This is a genomic window from Streptomyces sp. NPDC048419 (assembly GCF_043200415.1).
Lineage (GTDB): Bacteria > Actinomycetota > Actinomycetes > Streptomycetales > Streptomycetaceae > Streptomyces.
On record NZ_JBICXT010000001.1, the window covers coordinates 576,490 to 593,192 of the forward strand.

Below are 16,703 nucleotides of genomic sequence, written 5' to 3' on the forward strand. Positions count from 1 at the left end.
GCCCCTAGGTGCGGACCTGGACGAGCGCGTGCGTGCCGCCGGTCCGCCACCGCTGCCCTTCGGCCGCCACCAGCGCGGCCTCCGTCTCGGGGGCCAGGCCGGTGATCACGTCGGACTTCAGGGTGCGCAGGGCGGCGACCGGACCGGGGAAGTGGGCGGTGACGTCCTGGAACGGAGTGGTCGCAGGCCACCTGCGATCGCCCACCAGGCGGCGGTAGTTGAGGTCGCCCTTCACGATCGTCACGGTGGCCGTGGCGAGTTCCGCGCGGAGGTCGCCGGGCATGTCCGCGTACGGCAGCGGGCCGCCGGAGAAGGGGTGGGCGCGCAGGACGAGTCGGCCGTCGGCCATCGCCGCCCACAGGATGCGGCCGTACTCGACGGCGGCGCCCTGCGCCTCGGTCAGCCTGCGCAGCGCGTCGAGCACGTCGGCCGTCGTCGCGTCGGAGACGTAGTAGGGGTACGGCTTGATGTGCAGCACGGCGCGCGCGATGCGCCCGCGCTCCAGGAGATGCGCGATGAGCAGCAGATCGGGGATGAGTTCGCGGCCCGCGTTGTCCGCGATCAGGCACAGGGTGCCCGCGCCGGACGGCGGGAGCAGCGACCACAGGGCCGCGCTGTCGTCGGCGACCAGGTCCGGGGCGGCGTCCGCGCCGCTCGCGTCCCCGGCGGAGAGGCGGAAGCCGAGGTCGGCGCGGTTGCCCCAGAGCGAGCCGTGCAGCAGGGCCCGGTCCTGGTCGCCCGCGGACAGCGAGTCCAGGGCGGCCAGTTCCTCGTCCGTCTCCGGCGAGTCCAGCTCGGCCAGCTTGAAGGGGCGGAACGGGTCGATGCCCTGCCAGGGCCCGGTGCCGAAGTAGCCGACGGCCTCCAGCAGTTGACGGTAGAAGTAGCTCTCCGACCAGAGCCAGGGGATGTCGTACCAGGAACGGCCGGTGTACCCGGCCGCGCCCCACTCCTCCCAGCGCTCCCGGTCGTGCGCGCCGGCGGGCAGCGGTTCGACGACACCCTTGGTGCAGCTCGCGAGGAGCGCGTCGAGCGCGCGGTGCTGGGCGGGGCCGTACGGGAACGCCTCCCGTACCTGCCGGATGATCGCGGGGTGCCGCTCGGCGAGGACGCTGTGCGGGAACGAACCGGGCTCGTCGCCGAGGATCACGGGCGCGGACGGGATGTCGGACATGTGCCTCACCCTAGGGCCTGCGTGCCGGAGCGGCCCGGCGCGAGGGGCCCTCCCGGCACCCCTGTCAGACGATTCCGATCTCCCGCTCCAGCCGCGCGGCGAGCTTCACATAGCGGGCCCTGCGAGTCACCGGGACCATGCCGCGGATCATGACGTACCACATCTCGGCCAGCCTGCGGGGCTGGCGGGCGACGGGTTCGAGGGAGCGGCTCACGACGCGGGTGCCGACGTAGAAGCTGACGAGGGAGTGGGCGACGGCGTCGACGTCGATGTCCGTGTGGAGGTCGGACTCCTTGACGGCGCCGAGGAGTTTGCGGCCGGCCACCTCCCGGAACTCGGTGAACGGATGCTTGAGCGGCGGCCGTACTGCGACTCCCCCGGTGGTGAGCCGGAGCCCGGCGCGCGGTATCGGGCCCTCGACGGAGAGCCGGGCCATGCCGAAGGTGATGCGCATCAGGGTCTCGAGCGAGGAGTAGCCCTGGGCGTCCAGCTCCCCCGCCACCTCACGCAGGGCCCTGGACTGCAACTCCATGATCGCGTGGGCCAGGTCCTCCTTCGCCGCGAAGTGGAAGTACAGGGCGCCCTTGGTGACTTGGGCGTGTTCGACGATGTCGCTGAGGCTGGTCGACTCGTAGCCGTGACGGTCGAACAGGTCTGCTGCGGCCGTGATGATCGTCGCGCGGGTCTGCTCGGCTCGTAACTGCCTCGCCATCGACTGAACACTCCTGGGACTGGAAAGAACGGGGCGTGCTGTTTTTTGTTACTCCTCGTGTACGATATCTCACCCATTTGCGGCGGTCCACAGCACCCTCGAAGGGGGCCGACCCGCCCCGGGCGCACCGGACCTCCCGGCTCGCGCCACCCTCTTCGACGATCTCGGCCCAGGCGGGTCCGTCCAGCTCGGCGCATTGATGAGAGGGGACGTGGAACGGCACGCAGGAGTCCCGATCGGCGGTCCGGGCCGGGAGGGTCCGGTGGAACGCCTCCAGGAGGCCCACGGCCGGAACGTGACTCGTTGAAGGTTCGAAGAAAACAGGATGGCCGGTATCTGATCGCGGTCGCCCCGAGGGCCCGTACGCGAAGTACTCAAGGGACACGTGTAACTGACGGGTGCGCGACCACTGCGCACGCAGCCCCAAACAGCCGGCCGTCAAGGACGGTTGAGGCATGCTCCTCCCTCGACCCCCGAGAACGACAACAGCCCAGGCGGACGCATCCGCCCGGCGACGCCAGAGTACGAGGCGACCGGTTGGTTTGCAATGAGGCATGGGCGGCCTCCAGAGGCGTACGGCGCAGGTGGGCCCCCTTGTTGAACGCGCCGGGTGCGCGCCCCGTACTCACCGGGAGCACCCCGTTCCCGCTCCGGCCGAGGAGACGTTCCGGATGTCCCGGATGACCGCACACCGCGCCGCTCTGACGGCCGCACTGGTGACCCCGTTCCTGCTGCCGCTCTGGGCGGCGGGCTCCGCGCAGGCGCACGGCGCCCCCACGGATCCGGTCAGCCGGGTCTACGCCTGCTCCCCCGACGGCGGCTCCGACGCGCGGTCCGCGGCCTGCAAGGCCGCCGTCGCCGCGAACGGTTCCCCCTTCACGCTGTGGGACAACTTGCGGGTGCCGGACGTGGGCGGCCGGGACCGGCAGGTCATCCCCGACGGAAAGCTGTGCAGCGGGGGCCTGCCCGCCTACAAGGGACTCGACCTGGCCCGCTCCGACTGGCCGTCGACGACGCTGACTCCGGGCGCGACGCTGTCGATGAAGTACGCCTCGACGATCCCGCACACCGGCACGTTCAAGCTCTATCTCACCAAGCCGGGCTACAACCCGGCCAAGCCGCTGACCTGGTCCGAACTGCCGTCGCAGCCGTTCGCGGCGGTCAAGGACCCGGCCCTGACGAACGGCGCGTACCGCATCACCGCCAAGCTGCCGTCGGACCGGACCGGGCACCACGTCCTCTACACGATCTGGCAGAACAGCAGCACGACGGACACGTACTACTCCTGCTCGGACGTGGTGTTCCGGACCGCGTCCGGAAGCGGCGGCCAGACGGCTGCCCCGAGCACGGGAGGAAAGGCGGGCACAGGCAAGGGAGTTGGCTCGGACGGCGGCAAGAAGGCGGCGAACAGCAGCCCCGCGGCCACACCCACATCCTCCGCGGCCCCCTCGCGTACCGCCGAGGCGGTGGCGACCCCGCGGCAGGGCACCGGCGCCCCCGACAGCACTCCGGTGGCCTCGACCTCCACGGCGGGTTCGGGGCCTTCCGCGCCCATGCTCGCGGGCGGCGCCGCTGCGGTGCTGGTGCTCACCGGCGGCGCCGCCCTGGCGCTGCGTCTACGTCGACGCTGAACTCAAGGCGCCAGAAGGTCAGTTGACGTAGACCGTCGCGCCGTTGTCCGTCACCGGGGCGTACTTGGCGGTGAAGTAGCCGCTGCTGAAGCAGAGCGACGAGCCGGACGTCTTGGTGAACTGCTGGTTGGTGAAGGCGATGCTGCTGTCGTCGTTGCTCGCCGTGCCGGCCAGGCTCGCGGCCTGGTAGACGCAGGTGATGCTGCCCAGCAGGGTCTTCAGCTTGACCGTCGTCTGGATGGTCGAGCCGCTCGCCGGCGTCACCGCGAGGGTGCCGTCGGACGCCACTGTGGTGGTGTAGGGCAGGTTGTCGACGGTGATGCTGGTGACGCCCGTCACGCCCAGGACGTTGCTGGTGCAGCTGCTGCTGTCGAAGCTCTGCCCGCTGACCGACTCGGTGGCCGTGCCCGGCGCGGCGGGGTTGTCGGTGACGCTCGCGGTGAACGTCGAGGAGGAGCAGGTGACGCCGCTCGTGCCGGTCGAGCTGGAGTAGAGGGTGGCGTGGGTGCCGGCGGCCAGCGGCGCGGTGAGGACGTCGCCGACGGCGACCGCGGTGCCGCCGGCCGAACCGGTGGTCAGGACGGGGGTGTCGGCCGCCGAGGCGGGGACGGCCGCGGGGATCGAGAGGGCGGCGACGGCTCCGACGAGGGTGACGAGGGTGCGAGTACGCATGCGGGGGTCTCTTCCTTCTGGGATGTGGGGGCCGGCTCCGCCTCTGTGCGCAGCCGGCTTCTCCGAGACGGAGGGTTGGAAGTGGCGTGGGAGGACGCGGGAGTGCGTCCGCCCTTGCCGGTCCGTGACGCCTTCTCCGTACGTGACGGACCGGCAACGGCGACCGGCCGGTCACCGGCCGAGGACCCGTGGGAAGGGCCGCCTGCCGCGACCGGGCGGGGTGGACGGCCCGCACGGACCATGGGGGAAGTGCCCGTGCGGGCCGTCGGGGGGGGACCGTGGGGGTGTGCGGTTTCCGGGAACGCGGACCATGCCGCGTGACGGGGATCCGGCGCCACGGATCCTGGGGGGGGAAGCCAGGGGCAGTTGTAGACCTGAGTGGCAGTCAACGTCAAGGTGTGGCAAGGGAGTTGACGATCGTTCAAGGAACGCGCGGGCTCCCCACCCGCCTACGGACGCACAGGTGAGGCACAACCACCACCCTTTTTCCACAACTCCCTTGACCCTTAAATGTAACCACGGGTAACTTCCTCGTCGGCTACTGCGGAGTACGTGAAAGCCCTTGCACCCGCCGGGAGTTGCGAGGAGACGTGCGCCGCAGTCCGCTGTCCGCGCCAGGACAACGTGCCGCTGATGCCCGACCCGCACTGACTATGCACATGGGAGCAGAAATGGCCTCGTCCTCGGACGTCACCTCGTCCGCCGAGCACACACCCGGAACCCCGGAAAGCGGTTCCGCCCCCGATCCCGCGAGACGCGGGCGGGTCCGGCTGCGCCGGGCCGCCGTGATGGCGGTGCCCGCCGTCGCGGTCGCCGCCGGCCTCGCGATCATGACCGCCGAGGGGGCGCTGGGAGTGTCGTTCTCGATCTCCGGCATGCCCTTCACCGTCACCGCCAAGTCCCTGGACGGCACCGGGTTCGAGCAGTTCGGCGGGCTCGACAGCATGATCGACGACAGCCCGAACCAGGGGGACACCGGCGGTCAGGTGCTGATCGTCACCTCAGCCATCAAGAACGCGACGCTGGACAGCCTGTGCCAGAGCGTCGACCTCGGCGGCACCAACCTGCTCATCACCGCGGGCAGCGGCTCGTCCAAGGTGCAGGCGACCGACCTGACCACCGACTCGACGGAGCTGACCGGCGACGCCGCGTTCAACAACATCGAGATCGGCAACGACGCGAGCACGCTCACGAAGGCCGGCGTCAAGGGCCCGAAGGGCGTCTTCAGCCAGCAGGCCGACACGGTGCACATCGCCAACCTGCGGCAGACCAACTACGCGACGACCGCGGGTGTGTTCAAGCTCCCCGGTCTGAAGCTGAAGTTCAGCGACTCGGGCTGCTGATGCCACGCCGTCCGGAACAAGGCGTGCGGCCCGCCTTCCGTCAGTGGCGGGCCCGCCGTCCGTTCTGGGGCGGGCTGCTGCTCGCCCTGGGCGGCGCGGAGATCCTGCTCACCGAGAAGGCCTCGCTGAAGGTCGTCATGCACATCGGCATGCAGGGCCTGGCGGGGTACCTCCTGCCCGTGGTCATGCTCCTGTGCGGTCTGCTGACCCTCTTCAGCCCCTCCCAGCGCATCTTCTACTCGATCATCGGCATCCTGACCTCCCTGGGCACCTGGGTCACCTCCAACCTGGGCGGCTTCTTCGTCGGCCTGCTCCTGGGAGCCGTCGGCAGCTGCCTCGCCTTCGGCTGGCTCCCGGACCAGGAGCCACGCCGGAGCCGGCGCAGGAAGGACGCGCGGGCGAAGGAGGACGTACGAGTGAAAGAGGTACAGGCGAAAGAGGACACGGAAGAAGCCGTGCAGACGACGTGACGGGAGAGGCCGGCGTGTCCGAGGGCAGTGCGCGGCCGGGTGGCCGTATCGACACCGGGACCGCGCATGCCGCGCGGATCTACGACTACATCCTGGGCGGGAAGGACTACTACCCGGCGGACCAGGAGGCGGCAGACGCCATGTGCAGGGAGTGGCCGGCGCTGCCCGTCCACATGCGGGCCAACCGTGACTGGATGAACCGGGCCGTGCGCTGGCTGGCCGAGGAGGCGGGGATACGGCAGTTCCTCGACATCGGCACCGGTATCCCCACCTCGCCGAACCTCCATGAGATCGCCCAGTCGGCGGCCCCGGACTCCCGGGTCGTGTACGTGGACAACGACCCGCTCGTCCTCGCCCTCGCCCAGGGCCTGATGAACAGCACGCCCGAGGGCAGGACCTCGTACGTCGAGGCGGACATGCGCGATCCGCAGGCCGTCCTCGGCAGTCCGGCCTTCCGCGACACCCTGGACCTGGGCGCGCCGGTCGCGCTCACCGTCGTCGCGATCGTGCACTTCCTGCTCGACGAGCACGACGCCGTGGGCCTCGTGCGCCGCCTTCTCGAACCGCTCCCGGCGGGCAGCTACCTGGCCATGACCATCGGTACGGCCGACTTCGCACCGAAGGAGGTCGGCCGGGTCGCCCTCGAGTACGCCGCCCGCGGCATGCCGATGCGGCTGCGCACCTTCGCCGAGGCCGAGGAGTTCTTCGCGGGAACCGAACTCGTCGAGCCGGGCATCGTCCAGGTCCACCGATGGCGTCCCGGCGGCGCGGACGCCGAGGGGGTACGCGACGAGGACGTCGCGATGTACGGGGCGGTGGCCCGCAAGGCGTAGAACCGTACGCGTGAGGCCAGTTCACGCAAGATCCGTATGCGCGTAGACCCGGCCCTGCCGTCCGGAAGGCATCATCACGATGCGGCAGCGACAACTCACTCCATGTTGCTGATCACTTGACTACCGGCGGTCACACGCGATTGGCTCCGGCCAGCGAGAGTCACCCCTACGACGTACGACGTCGGACGTCGTACGAAGATCCGCTCTCGCCGTTCCACTTGCTCGGCCGCACAGCGAGGTGCCGCACCCTCATGAACACTCCTTCCCAGCCCCCCGCCCCGCACAGATCCGCCCGCGTGATCGCCGCGGCGGCGGCCGTCTGCCTGCTCGTGGCCGGCTGCTCCGGATCCGCCGGCACGTCGGGCTCCGCGCTCGGCGCCGGCAGCAGGGCGGACACCGCCCGTCTCAAGGTCGCCCTGGTCACCCACGCCTCGGAGGGCGACACGTTCTGGAACCTGGTGAAGAAGGGGGCCGAGGACGCCGCGGCGAAGGACGGCGTCGACCTGACGTACGCCAACGACCCGGACGCGGCGGGACAGGCCGCGCTGATGCGGGACGCGGTCCGGCAGAAGGTCGACGGCATCGCGGTGACCCTGGCCAAGCCGCAGGCGATGAAGGCCCCGGTCACCGCGGCCAGGGCGGCCGACATCCCCGTCGTCGGCCTCAACTCCGGCATCGACTCCTGGCAGTCCGAGGGGATCATGGAGTTCTTCGGGCAGGACGAGAGCCTCGCCGGCCGGGCCGTCGGGGACAAGCTGGACGAGCTCAGGGCCAAGCACGCGCTGTGCGTGATCCACGAGCGCGGCAACGTCGCCCTGGAGGCCCGCTGCGCCGGAGTGAAGAAGACCTTCCACGGCCAGACCGACATCGTCTACGTCGAGGGCACCGACACGACCGCGACCACCGCCGCGATCACCGCCCGGCTGCGGCAGGACCCGACGATCGACGAAGTGGTCACCCTGGGCGCCCAGTTCGCGCTCACCGCGGTGAAGTCGGTGAAGCAGTCCGGCGGCAAGGCGCACGTGGCCACCTTCGACCTGAACCAGAACCTGGTGAAGGCAGTCAAGAACGGCGACGTCCAGTTCGCGGTGGATCAACAGCCGTATCTGCAGGGCTATCTCGCGGTGGACTCGCTGTGGCTGTACAGGACCAACGGCAACGTCAGCGGCGGCGGGGTCTCCCCCGTCCTCACCGGTCCGGCGTTCGTCACCAAGGCCAACGTGGCCTCGGTCGCCGCCTTCGCGGCGCACGGGACGCGCTGAGCGGCACCCGTGACCTCGCCCGACGACACTTCGGACGTCAATGTCTCGAAAGATTCGGAGACCTGGGGCACGTGCGGTCACTTGTACGGATAGCATCCTGAGCACCCCTTCTCTCCCCGCTCACGGCCACCCCCGTGTTTCCCCCTCCGCTCCGCTGAACGCCTAGGACGACGATGTCTCCACGGACAGGTGCAGGTGCCGGGCGCCGTCTCGGCTCCATACGTCTCTCCCTGATCCTGCTGGCCCTGGTGCCCACCGTCACCCTGGCCGCCATGTGGGGTCTGACGACCACCCAGATGTTCAGCGAGGGGCTGCGGCTGCGGGGTCAGACGGAGCTGAGCCGGTCCACCGGCGCCATGGGCACCGAGGCCACGCTCGCGCTCCAGCGGGAGCGCAGCCTGTCGGCGGCCTGGCTGGCCGACCCGCACGGCTCCCGGGCGGCACTGGACGCGCAGCGCAAGGCCACGGACAAGGCAGTCGACAAGCTGGTCGGCCAGACCGACGCGATCGACAACGCGCCCGCGCGCGTCTCGGACCGGCTCTACTCGGTCCTCGGCTCGGTGAGCAGCCTGGAGTACTACCGCAGCCAGCTCGACGACCCCAGCGACATCACCGCCGCGCAGGCGCTGGACCAGTACGGCTCGATCATCGACGACCAGATCCACGCCTTCCAGGAGCTCTCCCAGGTCGACGACGGCGACCTCACCTCGCAGGCCGGCCCGCTGGTCGCCCTGGAGCACGCGGCGGAGCTGGTCTCCCAGGAGGACGCACGGCTCACCGTGGCCTGGCCGTCGGGCCGGTTGAGCCGGAAGGAATGGTCCGACTTCGCGGAGCTGGTCGACACCCGCCGCTGGCTGGTCCAGGACCAGATCGTCCCCTCGCTGCGCGGCAGCGCGAAGACGCAGACCGAGCGCATCCTGCAGAGCCGCGAGTGGCAGACCATGCAGGACGTCGAGGACCAGGTGCTCGCCTCCCGGCCCACCGGCGGCGCCGGGAAGGTCACGCTGCCGGCCGCGCGGAAGGAGTGGACGCCAGCGTTCCAGAAGGTCGCCGACCAGTACTCGCAGCTGATCGGCGATCAGACGTCCGGGCTGCTCGACCGCAGCGCCGACAAGGCCGACAGCCTGCTGTTCAAGGCCGCCATGCTCAGCGCGGGCGGCCTGATCGCCCTCCTGCTGTGCGTGGGCATGTCCTGGCGGATCACCCGCTCCCTGTCCCGGCGGCTGCGCGGCCTGCGTGAGGCCACACTGAGCCTGGCCGAGGAGCGGCTGCCGGACGTGGTGGCCCGCCTCGACCGGGGCGAGACGGTCGACGCGGACCTCGCGACCCCGCCGCTGGACTACGGCCGCGACGAACTCGGCCAGGTGGCAAGGGCGTTCAACAAGGCGCAGCGCACGGCCGTGCACACCGCGGTCGAACTCGCCGACATCCGGCGCGGCTTCCGGAAGGTCATCCTCGGCATCGCCCGGCAGAGCCAGAACCTGGTCAATCTGCAACTGACCAAGCTCGACGCGCTGGAGCGCAGCCACTCCGACCCGGACGTCCTCAAGGGTCTGTACGAACTGGACTCCACGGCAAGCCAGTTGCGCCGCTACGAGGAGAACCTCGTCATCATCAGCGGTGAGCAGCCCCGGCGCAGCTGGCGGGAGCCGGTCGCGCTGATCGACATCCTGCGCAGCGCCGTCGGCGAGGTCGCCGAGTACCAGCGGGTCGAGGTGGCCACCGACGAGGACGTGTACCTCGCGCCGCCCGCGGTGGCCGACGTGATCCATCTGCTGGCCGAGCTCATCGACAACGCGACCGTGTACTCCCCCGCGCCTGCCCCGGTCGGCGTGCGGGCCGCGATGGTCGCCAAGGGCCTGGCCGTCGAGGTGGAGGACCGGGGCCTCGGCATGTCGGAGGAGGACTACGACTCCTTCAACGCCCAGCTCGCGGTGGAGCCGCAGTTCGACGTGGTGGCGCTGGCCGACGACCTCCGCCTCGGCATGTTCGTGATCGCCCGGCTCGCCACCCGGCACGGCATCACGGTCACGCTGCGCCCGTCGCCGTACGGCGGCACGACGGCGATCGTGCTGCTGCCGCACGAGATCGTCGTACGGGAGACACCGGACGCCCCCGCCGAGACCCCGGCCCCGGCCCCGGAAGACCCGTCCGCCCCTGACGAGCCGTCCGCCCCGGAAGACCCGTCCGCCCCTGACGAGCCGTCCGCCCGAGAAGAGCCGGCGGCCCGGCAGGAGCCCGCAGAACCCGTCCGGGAGTCGTCCCCCACCGGCCCGGTCCCCGCCCCCCGGCGCGAAGTCGTCGCCCCGCTCCCCCGCCGCGTCCCCCAGACCAGTCTGGCCGCCGAGCTGCGCGAGGAGTCCACCGGCGAACAGAACGGCCACACGGACGAGTTCACCGCGGAGCAGGCCGCCGCCTCGCTCGCCGGATTCCAGCGCGGCACGCTCCGGGCCCGTGACGACGACACCGAGACGCAGCACGACCAGGAGGGCGCGCCCGACGCTCGGGACGAGGACGCGCCGCTCCCCGCCACCCAAGTTCCCTCGACTCCGCCCGCCGACCGCTGACGAAGGACCACCGCCATGACACGCCCCATCCCAGCCACCCATACCCAGCTGGACCAGCTACTGACCGGACTCGTGGAGCGGGTCGCCGAGGTGAACCACGCCGTCGTCCTCTCCGAGGACGGTCTCGTCGTCAGCAAGTCCACCGGGTTCCTGCGCGACGACGCCGAGCGGCTGGCGGCCACCGCGTCCGGGCTGATGAGCCTGAGCAAGGGCGTCAGCATGGACTTCCGCGGCGGCCCGGTGCGCCAGGCGCTCATCGAGATGGCGCACAGCTACCTGATCCTCACCTCGGCCGGTCCGGGCGCCCACCTCGTCGTCCTCACCAGCCAGGGCGCGGACGTCGGCGTGGTGGCGTACCAGATGAACATGCTGGTGAAGAAGATCGGCGAGCACCTCAGCGCGGCACCACGGTCGGGCCTCGGGCCGGCCGCCGAATCCGGCCTGTGAGGTGGGCGGTGGCGACACGGCGGGCCGGCTGGTCCGGCCGTTCGCGCTGACCGGCGGGCGCACCAGGCCCAGCCGCGCAGACTTCACTCTCATCACCACGGTGACCGCGGTGGACCCGCCGCCGACCTGGGCCACCCGGCCGCAGCCGGAGCACCAGCGCATCCTGCGCCGCTGCGCCGAGCCGGTCGCCGTCGCGGAACTCGCCGCGCTGCTCGATCTGCCGGTGAGCGTCGTCGTGATCATGCTCTGCGACCTGCTCGAGGCGGGCCGCATCACCGCCCGCCCCCCGCACCCCGTCACCTGCAATCCGGACCTGGACCTGCTGCAGAAAGTGAGGGACGGCCTTGGCCGGCTCTGACACCGTCGCCCCGGCGGCGCCCGACACGGTGAAGATCCTGATCGCCGGGGGCTTCGGCGTCGGCAAGACCACGATGGTCGGCTCGGTCAGCGAGATCGCCCCGCTGCGCACGGAGGAACGGCTCACCAGTGCGGGCGTGGACGTCGACGACCTGGCCGGGATCGAGGAGAAGAGCGCCACGACGGTGGCGCTGGACTTCGGCCGCATCACCATCGGCCAGGACCTCGTGCTCTACCTCTTCGGCACCCCCGGCCAGCAGCGCTTCTGGTTCATGTGGAACGACCTCGCCCTGGGCGCCCTCGGCGCCGTCGTCCTCATCGACGTCCGCCGCCCCGAGACCAGCTTCGCCGCCATCGACTTCTTCGAACGCCGCAAGATCCCGTTCGTCGTGGGCGTCAACGGCTTCTACGGCGACCACCCGTACCCGCCCGACGAGATCCGCGAGGCGCTCGCCCTTCCGGACCATGTGCAGGTGCTGCTGTGCGACGCCCGCGAGCGGGATTCCTCGCGTGACGTACTGATCGCGCTGATCGACCAGTTGATCGCGTCGGCGGCCGGGGCGAACGGGTCCGGGCGGCTCACCGGTCCGGGCGGTTGAGGGTTTCGGTCGGGGAGGGGACGATCCGGGCGGTGAGATCGGGGTCGGCCAGGTCCGTGTCGAAGGGGAACACGGGCCGGCGGATGCGGTGGTGGCCGAGCCGGGTGAGGTCCTGGTCGACTCCGCCGGGGGTCAGGGCCATCTTCCAGCCGGCGGCCATGGCGAAGAGTTCGGGTTCGAGGTAGCCGATCTTGACGATCACCAGGTCGGCCGTGCGGGGGTCGAGGTCCAGGTCGGTGAAGTCGTGTTCGTGGTGGTACGGCTTGCGCAGACGGGTCAGGATCACGTGGACGCCGCCGATCCGCAGCACGACCTCCGTCCCGGCGTCCCGGTCGCCGTGGCGGATCGCGTGGACCACCCCGGTCAGGGTGAGCGGGCCGGCGTGCCGGTCGTCGGTCTCGGCGCCCGCGGTGACGGTGACGGTCGCTCCGACGCCGGCCTTCTCCACCGCGGCGACCGCGGACGGCCCGGGCAGCGAGGCGTAGAGGACCGTCGGTCCCGACGGGTCCTTGAACTCCGGGCGGGACAGCACCTGTTGGAGGCCCCAGGTGACGTCGCCCGCGCCGCCGGCGGTCGGGTTGTCGCCGGTGTCGCTGATGAAGTACGGCCGGGCGTCCGACGCCAGTGCCTCGTCGAGGCAGTCGCCGAGCGTGCCGGTCGGGGCGACGAAGGCGAAGTCGTGGCGGGCCTCCCAGAAGCCGCGGGCCAGCCGCTCGGCGCCCGTCGACACCGCGGTCCGGTCCGGTCCGGTGACCACCACCGCGGCCCGGTTGCGCGGTTCGTCGGCCCAGGCGTAGCCGACCCAGATCGCCGCGTCCGTGACGCCTTCGGCCGCCTCCACGTCCGCGACCGCGCCGTAGACGCTCTTCGCGGGCTCGATCCGGGTCGAGGTCTGCTCGCCCGCCAGCAGCACCGGGACCGGGATCCAGGCCTTGACCGGGCGGGGCGCACCGCTGGTCAGAAGGCTCAGCAGGTTGCGGGCAGCGCGCTCCTTGGTCTCCATGGCGTCCTCGTGCGGGGCCATGCGGTAGCAGGTGATCAGGTCGCTGAGGTGGACCAGTTCGCGGGAGACGTTGCCGTGCAGGTCCATGGAGGTCGACACGAGGACGTCCGGGCCGATCACGGCGCGGATGCGGGTCAGCAGGTCCACCTCGGCGTCGTCGAGGCCCTCGACGGTCATCGCGCCGTGGATGTCGTACCAGAGTCCGTCGATGCGGCCCAACCGGCCGACGCGCTCGACGAGTTCGGCCGAGAGCTCGGCGTACGCCGCCGCCGTGACCGTGCCGCCCGGCAGCGCCTTGCCGACCAGGGCGCCGCGCCAGTCGGCGGCGGCGCGCAGGGCGGTGCCGGAGGATAGGAACGGGTAGCGGGTCAGCACCTCGTCCCCGCGCTGCGGGTGGAAGGCGGCGGCCTCGGTGCGGGCCGGGGAGAACGTCGAGGACTCGATGCCGAGACCGGCGACGGCGATCACGGGGCGGTCTTGCGGCATGGCTCCTCCGGGAGGGTCAGGGGTGGTGGTTGCCGGTCACGGTGTGCAGCGCGTGCGCCAGCGCCCGCTGGAGCGCGAACTGCCCGGCGCCGACCAGGCCTGCGTCCGCGCCGAGGCTGGCCCGTTCGATCACCAGATGCTCGGTCACCAGCGGATGGCAGCCCTCGTACAACTGGCTGCGTACGGCCGCGACGAAGGGCTCCAGGGTGGAGAGGATCCCGCCGAGGTACACGGCGTCGGGGTTGAAGAAGTTGACGTTGGCGGCGAGTACCTGGCCGAGGTAGCGGCCGGCCTGCCGGACGGCGCGGGTGGCCTCGGGGTCGGCGTCGGAGGCGAGGCGCACGACGTCCTCGGTCGACGCCACCGCCAGACCCCGCTCACGCAGGATGCGGACGAGGGCCGCGCCCGAGGCCACCGTCTCCAGGCAGCCCGTGTTCCCGCAGGAGCAGGGGATGTCGTGGGCGGCCTCGACGCGGACGTGGGTGATCTCGCCGGCGGCTCCGGTGCCGCCCCGGTAGAGGCGGCCGTCGGCGATGACGCCCGCGCCGATCGCCGTGCCCGTCTTCACCATGATCGACTGGCGGCGCCCGGCGGGCTGGACGGTGTGCTCACCGACGGCCATGCAGTTGGCGTCGTTCTCGATGCCCGCGGGCACGCCGAAGTGGTCCTCCAGCCAGGCTCGGACGGGGAAGCGGTTCCAGCCGGGCATCCGGGAGGGGAGGGTGACCACGCCGGAGGCGACGTCGACCGGGCCGGGCAGGGAGAGCCCGACGCCGCGCAGCTGCGACCGCCCGTGCTTGTCCGCGAGGTCCGCCAGCGTCCCCGCCAGTCCGGGCAGGGCGGCGTCGGGGCCGTCCGCCGTCGGGAACGGCACGGTCGAGACGTCGGTGAGCCCGCCGCCCGGCAGCACCACGCCGACGTGCGCGTGCCGCCCGCCGAGTTCCGCAGCGACCGCGAAGCCGTCGCTGCCGCCGAGCCGCAGCACCTTGCGCGGCCGTCCGCCGGCGGAGGACACCGTGCCCTCCTCGGCGACCAGGCCGAGTTCCAGCAGCTGGCTCACCGTGAAGGAGATCGTCGAGGGCGCGGCACCGAGCAGTCCGGCGATCTGGGTACGCGTGGTGGCCTGTCCGGAGGCGAGGAGTTCGAGGACGCGCTCGGCCAGCGAGGAGACGCCGGCGCCGTGCTTCCGCCTCGGCGGACTTTTTTCAGTCATGGACGAAACAACTTCCGTCTTCGGCGGTCGGAGCGACGAGCGTAGGCCAACTCGTGCCTCTCCACGCTTTTTTCAGAACAGCAGAAACAGACTTTTTACAGCGGCGCGTCTGTTTCTTCGGACACTCGGGTCGTTGACTGTCCTCACCTCGCTCGACCCCCTTCCCCGAGGAGAGCCATGTCCCCTGCCCGCACGAGACTCCTGGCCGGTGTCACCCTCTCCGCGGGCGCGCTGCTCCTCGCGGGCTGCTCCGGGTCGACCGGTTCGTCCTCCGCGTCCAAGGACTCCATCAACTACGCGCTGCCCGCGAACTTCACGCCGAACTGGATCCTGCCGATCGGCACGGCGGCGCACCTGAACACCAACAACAACTCGATCACGGCCGCACTGTGGGAGCCGCTGATCGCCTACGACGGCTCAACCGGCAAGATCGGCTGGAACAAGGCCGGTTCGATCGCGACGGCCGCCGACTTCGCCGCCGACAACAAGAGCGTGAAGATCACCCTGGGCGACCGCCACTGGAGCGACGGCAAGCCGATCACCTCGCAGGACGTGCAGTTCTGGTTCGACCTCATCAAGGCGAACAAGAAGCAGTGGGCGGGCTACACGCCCGGCAAGGCACCCGACGACTGGACCTCCTTCAAGGCCGACGACGACCGCCACTTCACGATCACCTTCGACAAGGCGTACAACCCGCAGTGGATGCTGGCGAACGAGCTGCAGAGCATCACACCGCTCCCCAAGCACGCCTGGGACAAGGGCGGCGGTCCCGCGGCGACGTGGACGTACCTCAACAACGCGGCCAAGAACATCGCGAGTTACGCCTCCGACCCGCTGTGGAAGACCATCAGCGGCCCGTACTCCGTGAAGTCCTTCTCGACGGCCGGCAAGGTCGTCCTGACCGCCAGCAAGAAGTACGACGGCGGGGAGAAACCGGGGATTCCCACGGTGAACCTGCTGCCGTTCACCACGGCGGACGCCGAGAAGAACGCCCTGCGCTCCGGGAGCGTCGACTACGGCTACATCGAGGCGACCGACCTCGACCAGAAGGAGAGCTTCACCTCACGGGGCTACGCGGTGAAGCCGTGGTCGGGCTGGGCGATCACCTACATGCCCTACAACTTCAACAACCCTTCCATGGGCCCGGTGTTCAAGCAGCCCTACGCCCGGCAGGCGATCCAGCGGTCGATCGACCAGACGAGCATCGCGAAGGTCGTCTTCAACGGCACCGCGGTCCCCGGCTACGGCCCCATCCCCACGGCCCAGGCCTCCGCCTTCGTCTCGCAGACACAGAAGGACAACCCGTACGCGTTCTCGACGAGCGCGGCCAGGTCCCTGCTCACCGGCCACGGTTGGACCGAGCAGGGCGGGGTGATGACGTGCACGGACCCGGGCGGCGGGGCGAGCCGGTGCGGTGACGGGATCGCCAAGGGGACGAAGTTCCAGATGCAGGTGCTGTCGCAGTCCGGCTCGGCCGTCACCGACAACATGATGAGCGCGATCCAGTCCTCGCTCGCCAAGGCCGGCATCAAGTTCTCCATCAAGACCGCGCCGGTCAACTCGGTCCTCTCGCAGACCCCGCAGTGCACCGCGGGCCAGTCGATCTGCAAGTGGCAGCTGTCCTTCTTCGGCACGGCCGGCAGCTGGTACTTCCCCGCCTTCCCGACCGGCGACTCCCTCTTCCAGTCCAAGGGCGGCTCGAACTTCGGCAACTACTCCGACGCCGGGGTCGACCAGCTCATCAGCACGTCCACGACGTCGAGTTCGAACCAGGCGATCCAGGACTACAGCACGGCCCTCGCCAAGGACCTGCCGGTGATCTGGCTGCCGGAGCCCGACTACCAGATCTCCGTGATGAAGAAGGGGCTGGGCGGCTTCTCGCAGGACTCGCTCGCCAACTTCCACCCGGCGCAGTGGAAATGGACGAGCTGAGG

15 protein-coding genes are annotated in these 16,703 nt (G+C 70.7%); 10 read left to right on the forward strand and 5 right to left on the reverse strand.

From position 1 onward, the window contains the following. Positions 1 to 4: 4 nt before the first annotated feature. Entirely contained in the window at positions 5 to 1,174 is a 1,170-nt protein-coding gene (locus ACGFYN_RS02495) for a damage-control phosphatase ARMT1 family protein (protein ID WP_393863857.1), read from the reverse strand. A 64-nt stretch (positions 1,175 to 1,238) separates the two neighbouring features. Further along, positions 1,239 to 1,886, reverse strand: a complete 648-nt coding sequence (locus tag ACGFYN_RS02500) for a ScbR family autoregulator-binding transcription factor (protein WP_393863858.1) — start codon at positions 1,884 to 1,886, stop codon at positions 1,239 to 1,241. A gap of 671 nt (positions 1,887 to 2,557) precedes the next feature. On the opposite strand from ACGFYN_RS02500, the gene ACGFYN_RS02505 reads away from it, so the two are divergent. Next, positions 2,558 to 3,517, forward strand: a complete 960-nt coding sequence (locus ACGFYN_RS02505) for a lytic polysaccharide monooxygenase (RefSeq protein ID WP_393863859.1) — start codon at positions 2,558 to 2,560, stop codon at positions 3,515 to 3,517. A gap of 18 nt (positions 3,518 to 3,535) precedes the next feature. Here ACGFYN_RS02505 and ACGFYN_RS02510 read toward each other — a convergent pair whose 3' ends face one another. Beyond that, on the reverse strand, positions 3,536 to 4,189 hold the full coding sequence (locus ACGFYN_RS02510) for a Tat pathway signal sequence domain protein (RefSeq protein WP_393863860.1): 654 nt from the start codon (positions 4,187 to 4,189) through the stop codon (positions 3,536 to 3,538). Positions 4,190 to 4,860: 671 nt separating this feature from the next. Here ACGFYN_RS02510 and ACGFYN_RS02515 point away from each other — a divergent pair. The 8 genes from ACGFYN_RS02515 (at position 4,861) to ACGFYN_RS02550 (ending at position 12,067) form a co-directional block, all read left to right on the forward strand. Next, positions 4,861 to 5,532 (forward strand): DUF6230 family protein, encoded by a 672-nt coding sequence (locus ACGFYN_RS02515; protein WP_393863861.1) that lies wholly within the window; start codon positions 4,861 to 4,863, stop codon positions 5,530 to 5,532. Next, a complete protein-coding gene (locus ACGFYN_RS02520; RefSeq protein ID WP_393863862.1) occupies positions 5,532 to 6,002 on the forward strand; it encodes a DUF6114 domain-containing protein in 471 nt (156 codons plus the stop codon). The genes ACGFYN_RS02515 and ACGFYN_RS02520 overlap by 1 nt, the downstream gene beginning before the upstream one ends. A gap of 14 nt (positions 6,003 to 6,016) precedes the next feature. Then, complete coding sequence (locus tag ACGFYN_RS02525) at positions 6,017 to 6,835, forward strand: SAM-dependent methyltransferase (RefSeq protein ID WP_393863863.1); 819 nt, start codon at positions 6,017 to 6,019, stop codon at positions 6,833 to 6,835. Positions 6,836 to 7,086: 251 nt separating this feature from the next. Then, complete coding sequence (locus ACGFYN_RS02530) at positions 7,087 to 8,097, forward strand: substrate-binding domain-containing protein (RefSeq protein WP_393863864.1); 1,011 nt, start codon at positions 7,087 to 7,089, stop codon at positions 8,095 to 8,097. A 173-nt stretch (positions 8,098 to 8,270) separates the two neighbouring features. Beyond that, positions 8,271 to 10,664 carry a nitrate- and nitrite sensing domain-containing protein gene (locus ACGFYN_RS02535; RefSeq protein ID WP_393863865.1) on the forward strand — a complete coding sequence of 798 codons (2,394 nt, stop codon included), beginning with the start codon at positions 8,271 to 8,273 and terminating at the stop codon, positions 10,662 to 10,664. A 15-nt stretch (positions 10,665 to 10,679) separates the two neighbouring features. Continuing rightward, positions 10,680 to 11,111 (forward strand): roadblock/LC7 domain-containing protein, encoded by a 432-nt coding sequence (locus ACGFYN_RS02540; RefSeq protein WP_393863866.1) that lies wholly within the window; start codon positions 10,680 to 10,682, stop codon positions 11,109 to 11,111. 1 nt (position 11,112) lies between these two features. Further along, complete coding sequence (locus tag ACGFYN_RS02545) at positions 11,113 to 11,469, forward strand: DUF742 domain-containing protein (protein WP_393863867.1); 357 nt, start codon at positions 11,113 to 11,115, stop codon at positions 11,467 to 11,469. Then, positions 11,456 to 12,067, forward strand: coding sequence for an ATP/GTP-binding protein (locus ACGFYN_RS02550; protein ID WP_393863868.1), 612 nt, complete (start codon positions 11,456 to 11,458; stop codon positions 12,065 to 12,067). The genes ACGFYN_RS02545 and ACGFYN_RS02550 overlap by 14 nt, the downstream gene beginning before the upstream one ends. On the opposite strand, the gene ACGFYN_RS02555 is transcribed toward ACGFYN_RS02550, so the two are convergent. Beyond that, a complete protein-coding gene (locus ACGFYN_RS02555; RefSeq protein ID WP_393863869.1) occupies positions 12,048 to 13,556 on the reverse strand; it encodes a M81 family metallopeptidase in 1,509 nt (502 codons plus the stop codon). The genes ACGFYN_RS02550 and ACGFYN_RS02555 overlap by 20 nt on opposite strands. Before the next feature lie 16 nt (positions 13,557 to 13,572). Next, complete coding sequence (locus ACGFYN_RS02560) at positions 13,573 to 14,769, reverse strand: ROK family protein (RefSeq protein ID WP_393863870.1); 1,197 nt, start codon at positions 14,767 to 14,769, stop codon at positions 13,573 to 13,575. A gap of 177 nt (positions 14,770 to 14,946) precedes the next feature. Here ACGFYN_RS02560 and ACGFYN_RS02565 point away from each other — a divergent pair, with 177 nt between their 5' ends. Further along, on the forward strand, positions 14,947 to 16,701 hold the full coding sequence (locus tag ACGFYN_RS02565) for a peptide ABC transporter substrate-binding protein (RefSeq protein ID WP_393863871.1): 1,755 nt from the start codon (positions 14,947 to 14,949) through the stop codon (positions 16,699 to 16,701). The last annotated feature ends 2 nt before the right edge of the window (positions 16,702 to 16,703 follow it).

What these genes read in the sequence shown, in the direction of transcription:
- ACGFYN_RS02495 (WP_393863857.1), bottom strand. Translation starts at nt 1,174, where the DNA reads ATGTCCGACATCCCGTCCGCGCCCGTGATCCTCGGCGACGAGCCCGGT.
- ACGFYN_RS02500 (WP_393863858.1), bottom strand. Translation starts at nt 1,886, where the DNA reads ATGGCGAGGCAGTTACGAGCCGAGCAGACCCGCGCGACGATCATCACG.
- ACGFYN_RS02505 (WP_393863859.1), top strand. Translation starts at nt 2,558, where the DNA reads ATGTCCCGGATGACCGCACACCGCGCCGCTCTGACGGCCGCACTGGTG.
- ACGFYN_RS02510 (WP_393863860.1), bottom strand. Translation starts at nt 4,189, where the DNA reads ATGCGTACTCGCACCCTCGTCACCCTCGTCGGAGCCGTCGCCGCCCTC.
- ACGFYN_RS02515 (WP_393863861.1), top strand. Translation starts at nt 4,861, where the DNA reads ATGGCCTCGTCCTCGGACGTCACCTCGTCCGCCGAGCACACACCCGGA.
- ACGFYN_RS02520 (WP_393863862.1), top strand. Translation starts at nt 5,532, where the DNA reads ATGCCACGCCGTCCGGAACAAGGCGTGCGGCCCGCCTTCCGTCAGTGG.
- ACGFYN_RS02530 (WP_393863864.1), top strand. Translation starts at nt 7,087, where the DNA reads ATGAACACTCCTTCCCAGCCCCCCGCCCCGCACAGATCCGCCCGCGTG.
- ACGFYN_RS02535 (WP_393863865.1), top strand. Translation starts at nt 8,271, where the DNA reads ATGTCTCCACGGACAGGTGCAGGTGCCGGGCGCCGTCTCGGCTCCATA.
- ACGFYN_RS02540 (WP_393863866.1), top strand. Translation starts at nt 10,680, where the DNA reads ATGACACGCCCCATCCCAGCCACCCATACCCAGCTGGACCAGCTACTG.
- ACGFYN_RS02555 (WP_393863869.1), bottom strand. Translation starts at nt 13,556, where the DNA reads ATGCCGCAAGACCGCCCCGTGATCGCCGTCGCCGGTCTCGGCATCGAG.
- ACGFYN_RS02560 (WP_393863870.1), bottom strand. Translation starts at nt 14,769, where the DNA reads ATGACTGAAAAAAGTCCGCCGAGGCGGAAGCACGGCGCCGGCGTCTCC.
- ACGFYN_RS02565 (WP_393863871.1), top strand. Translation starts at nt 14,947, where the DNA reads ATGTCCCCTGCCCGCACGAGACTCCTGGCCGGTGTCACCCTCTCCGCG.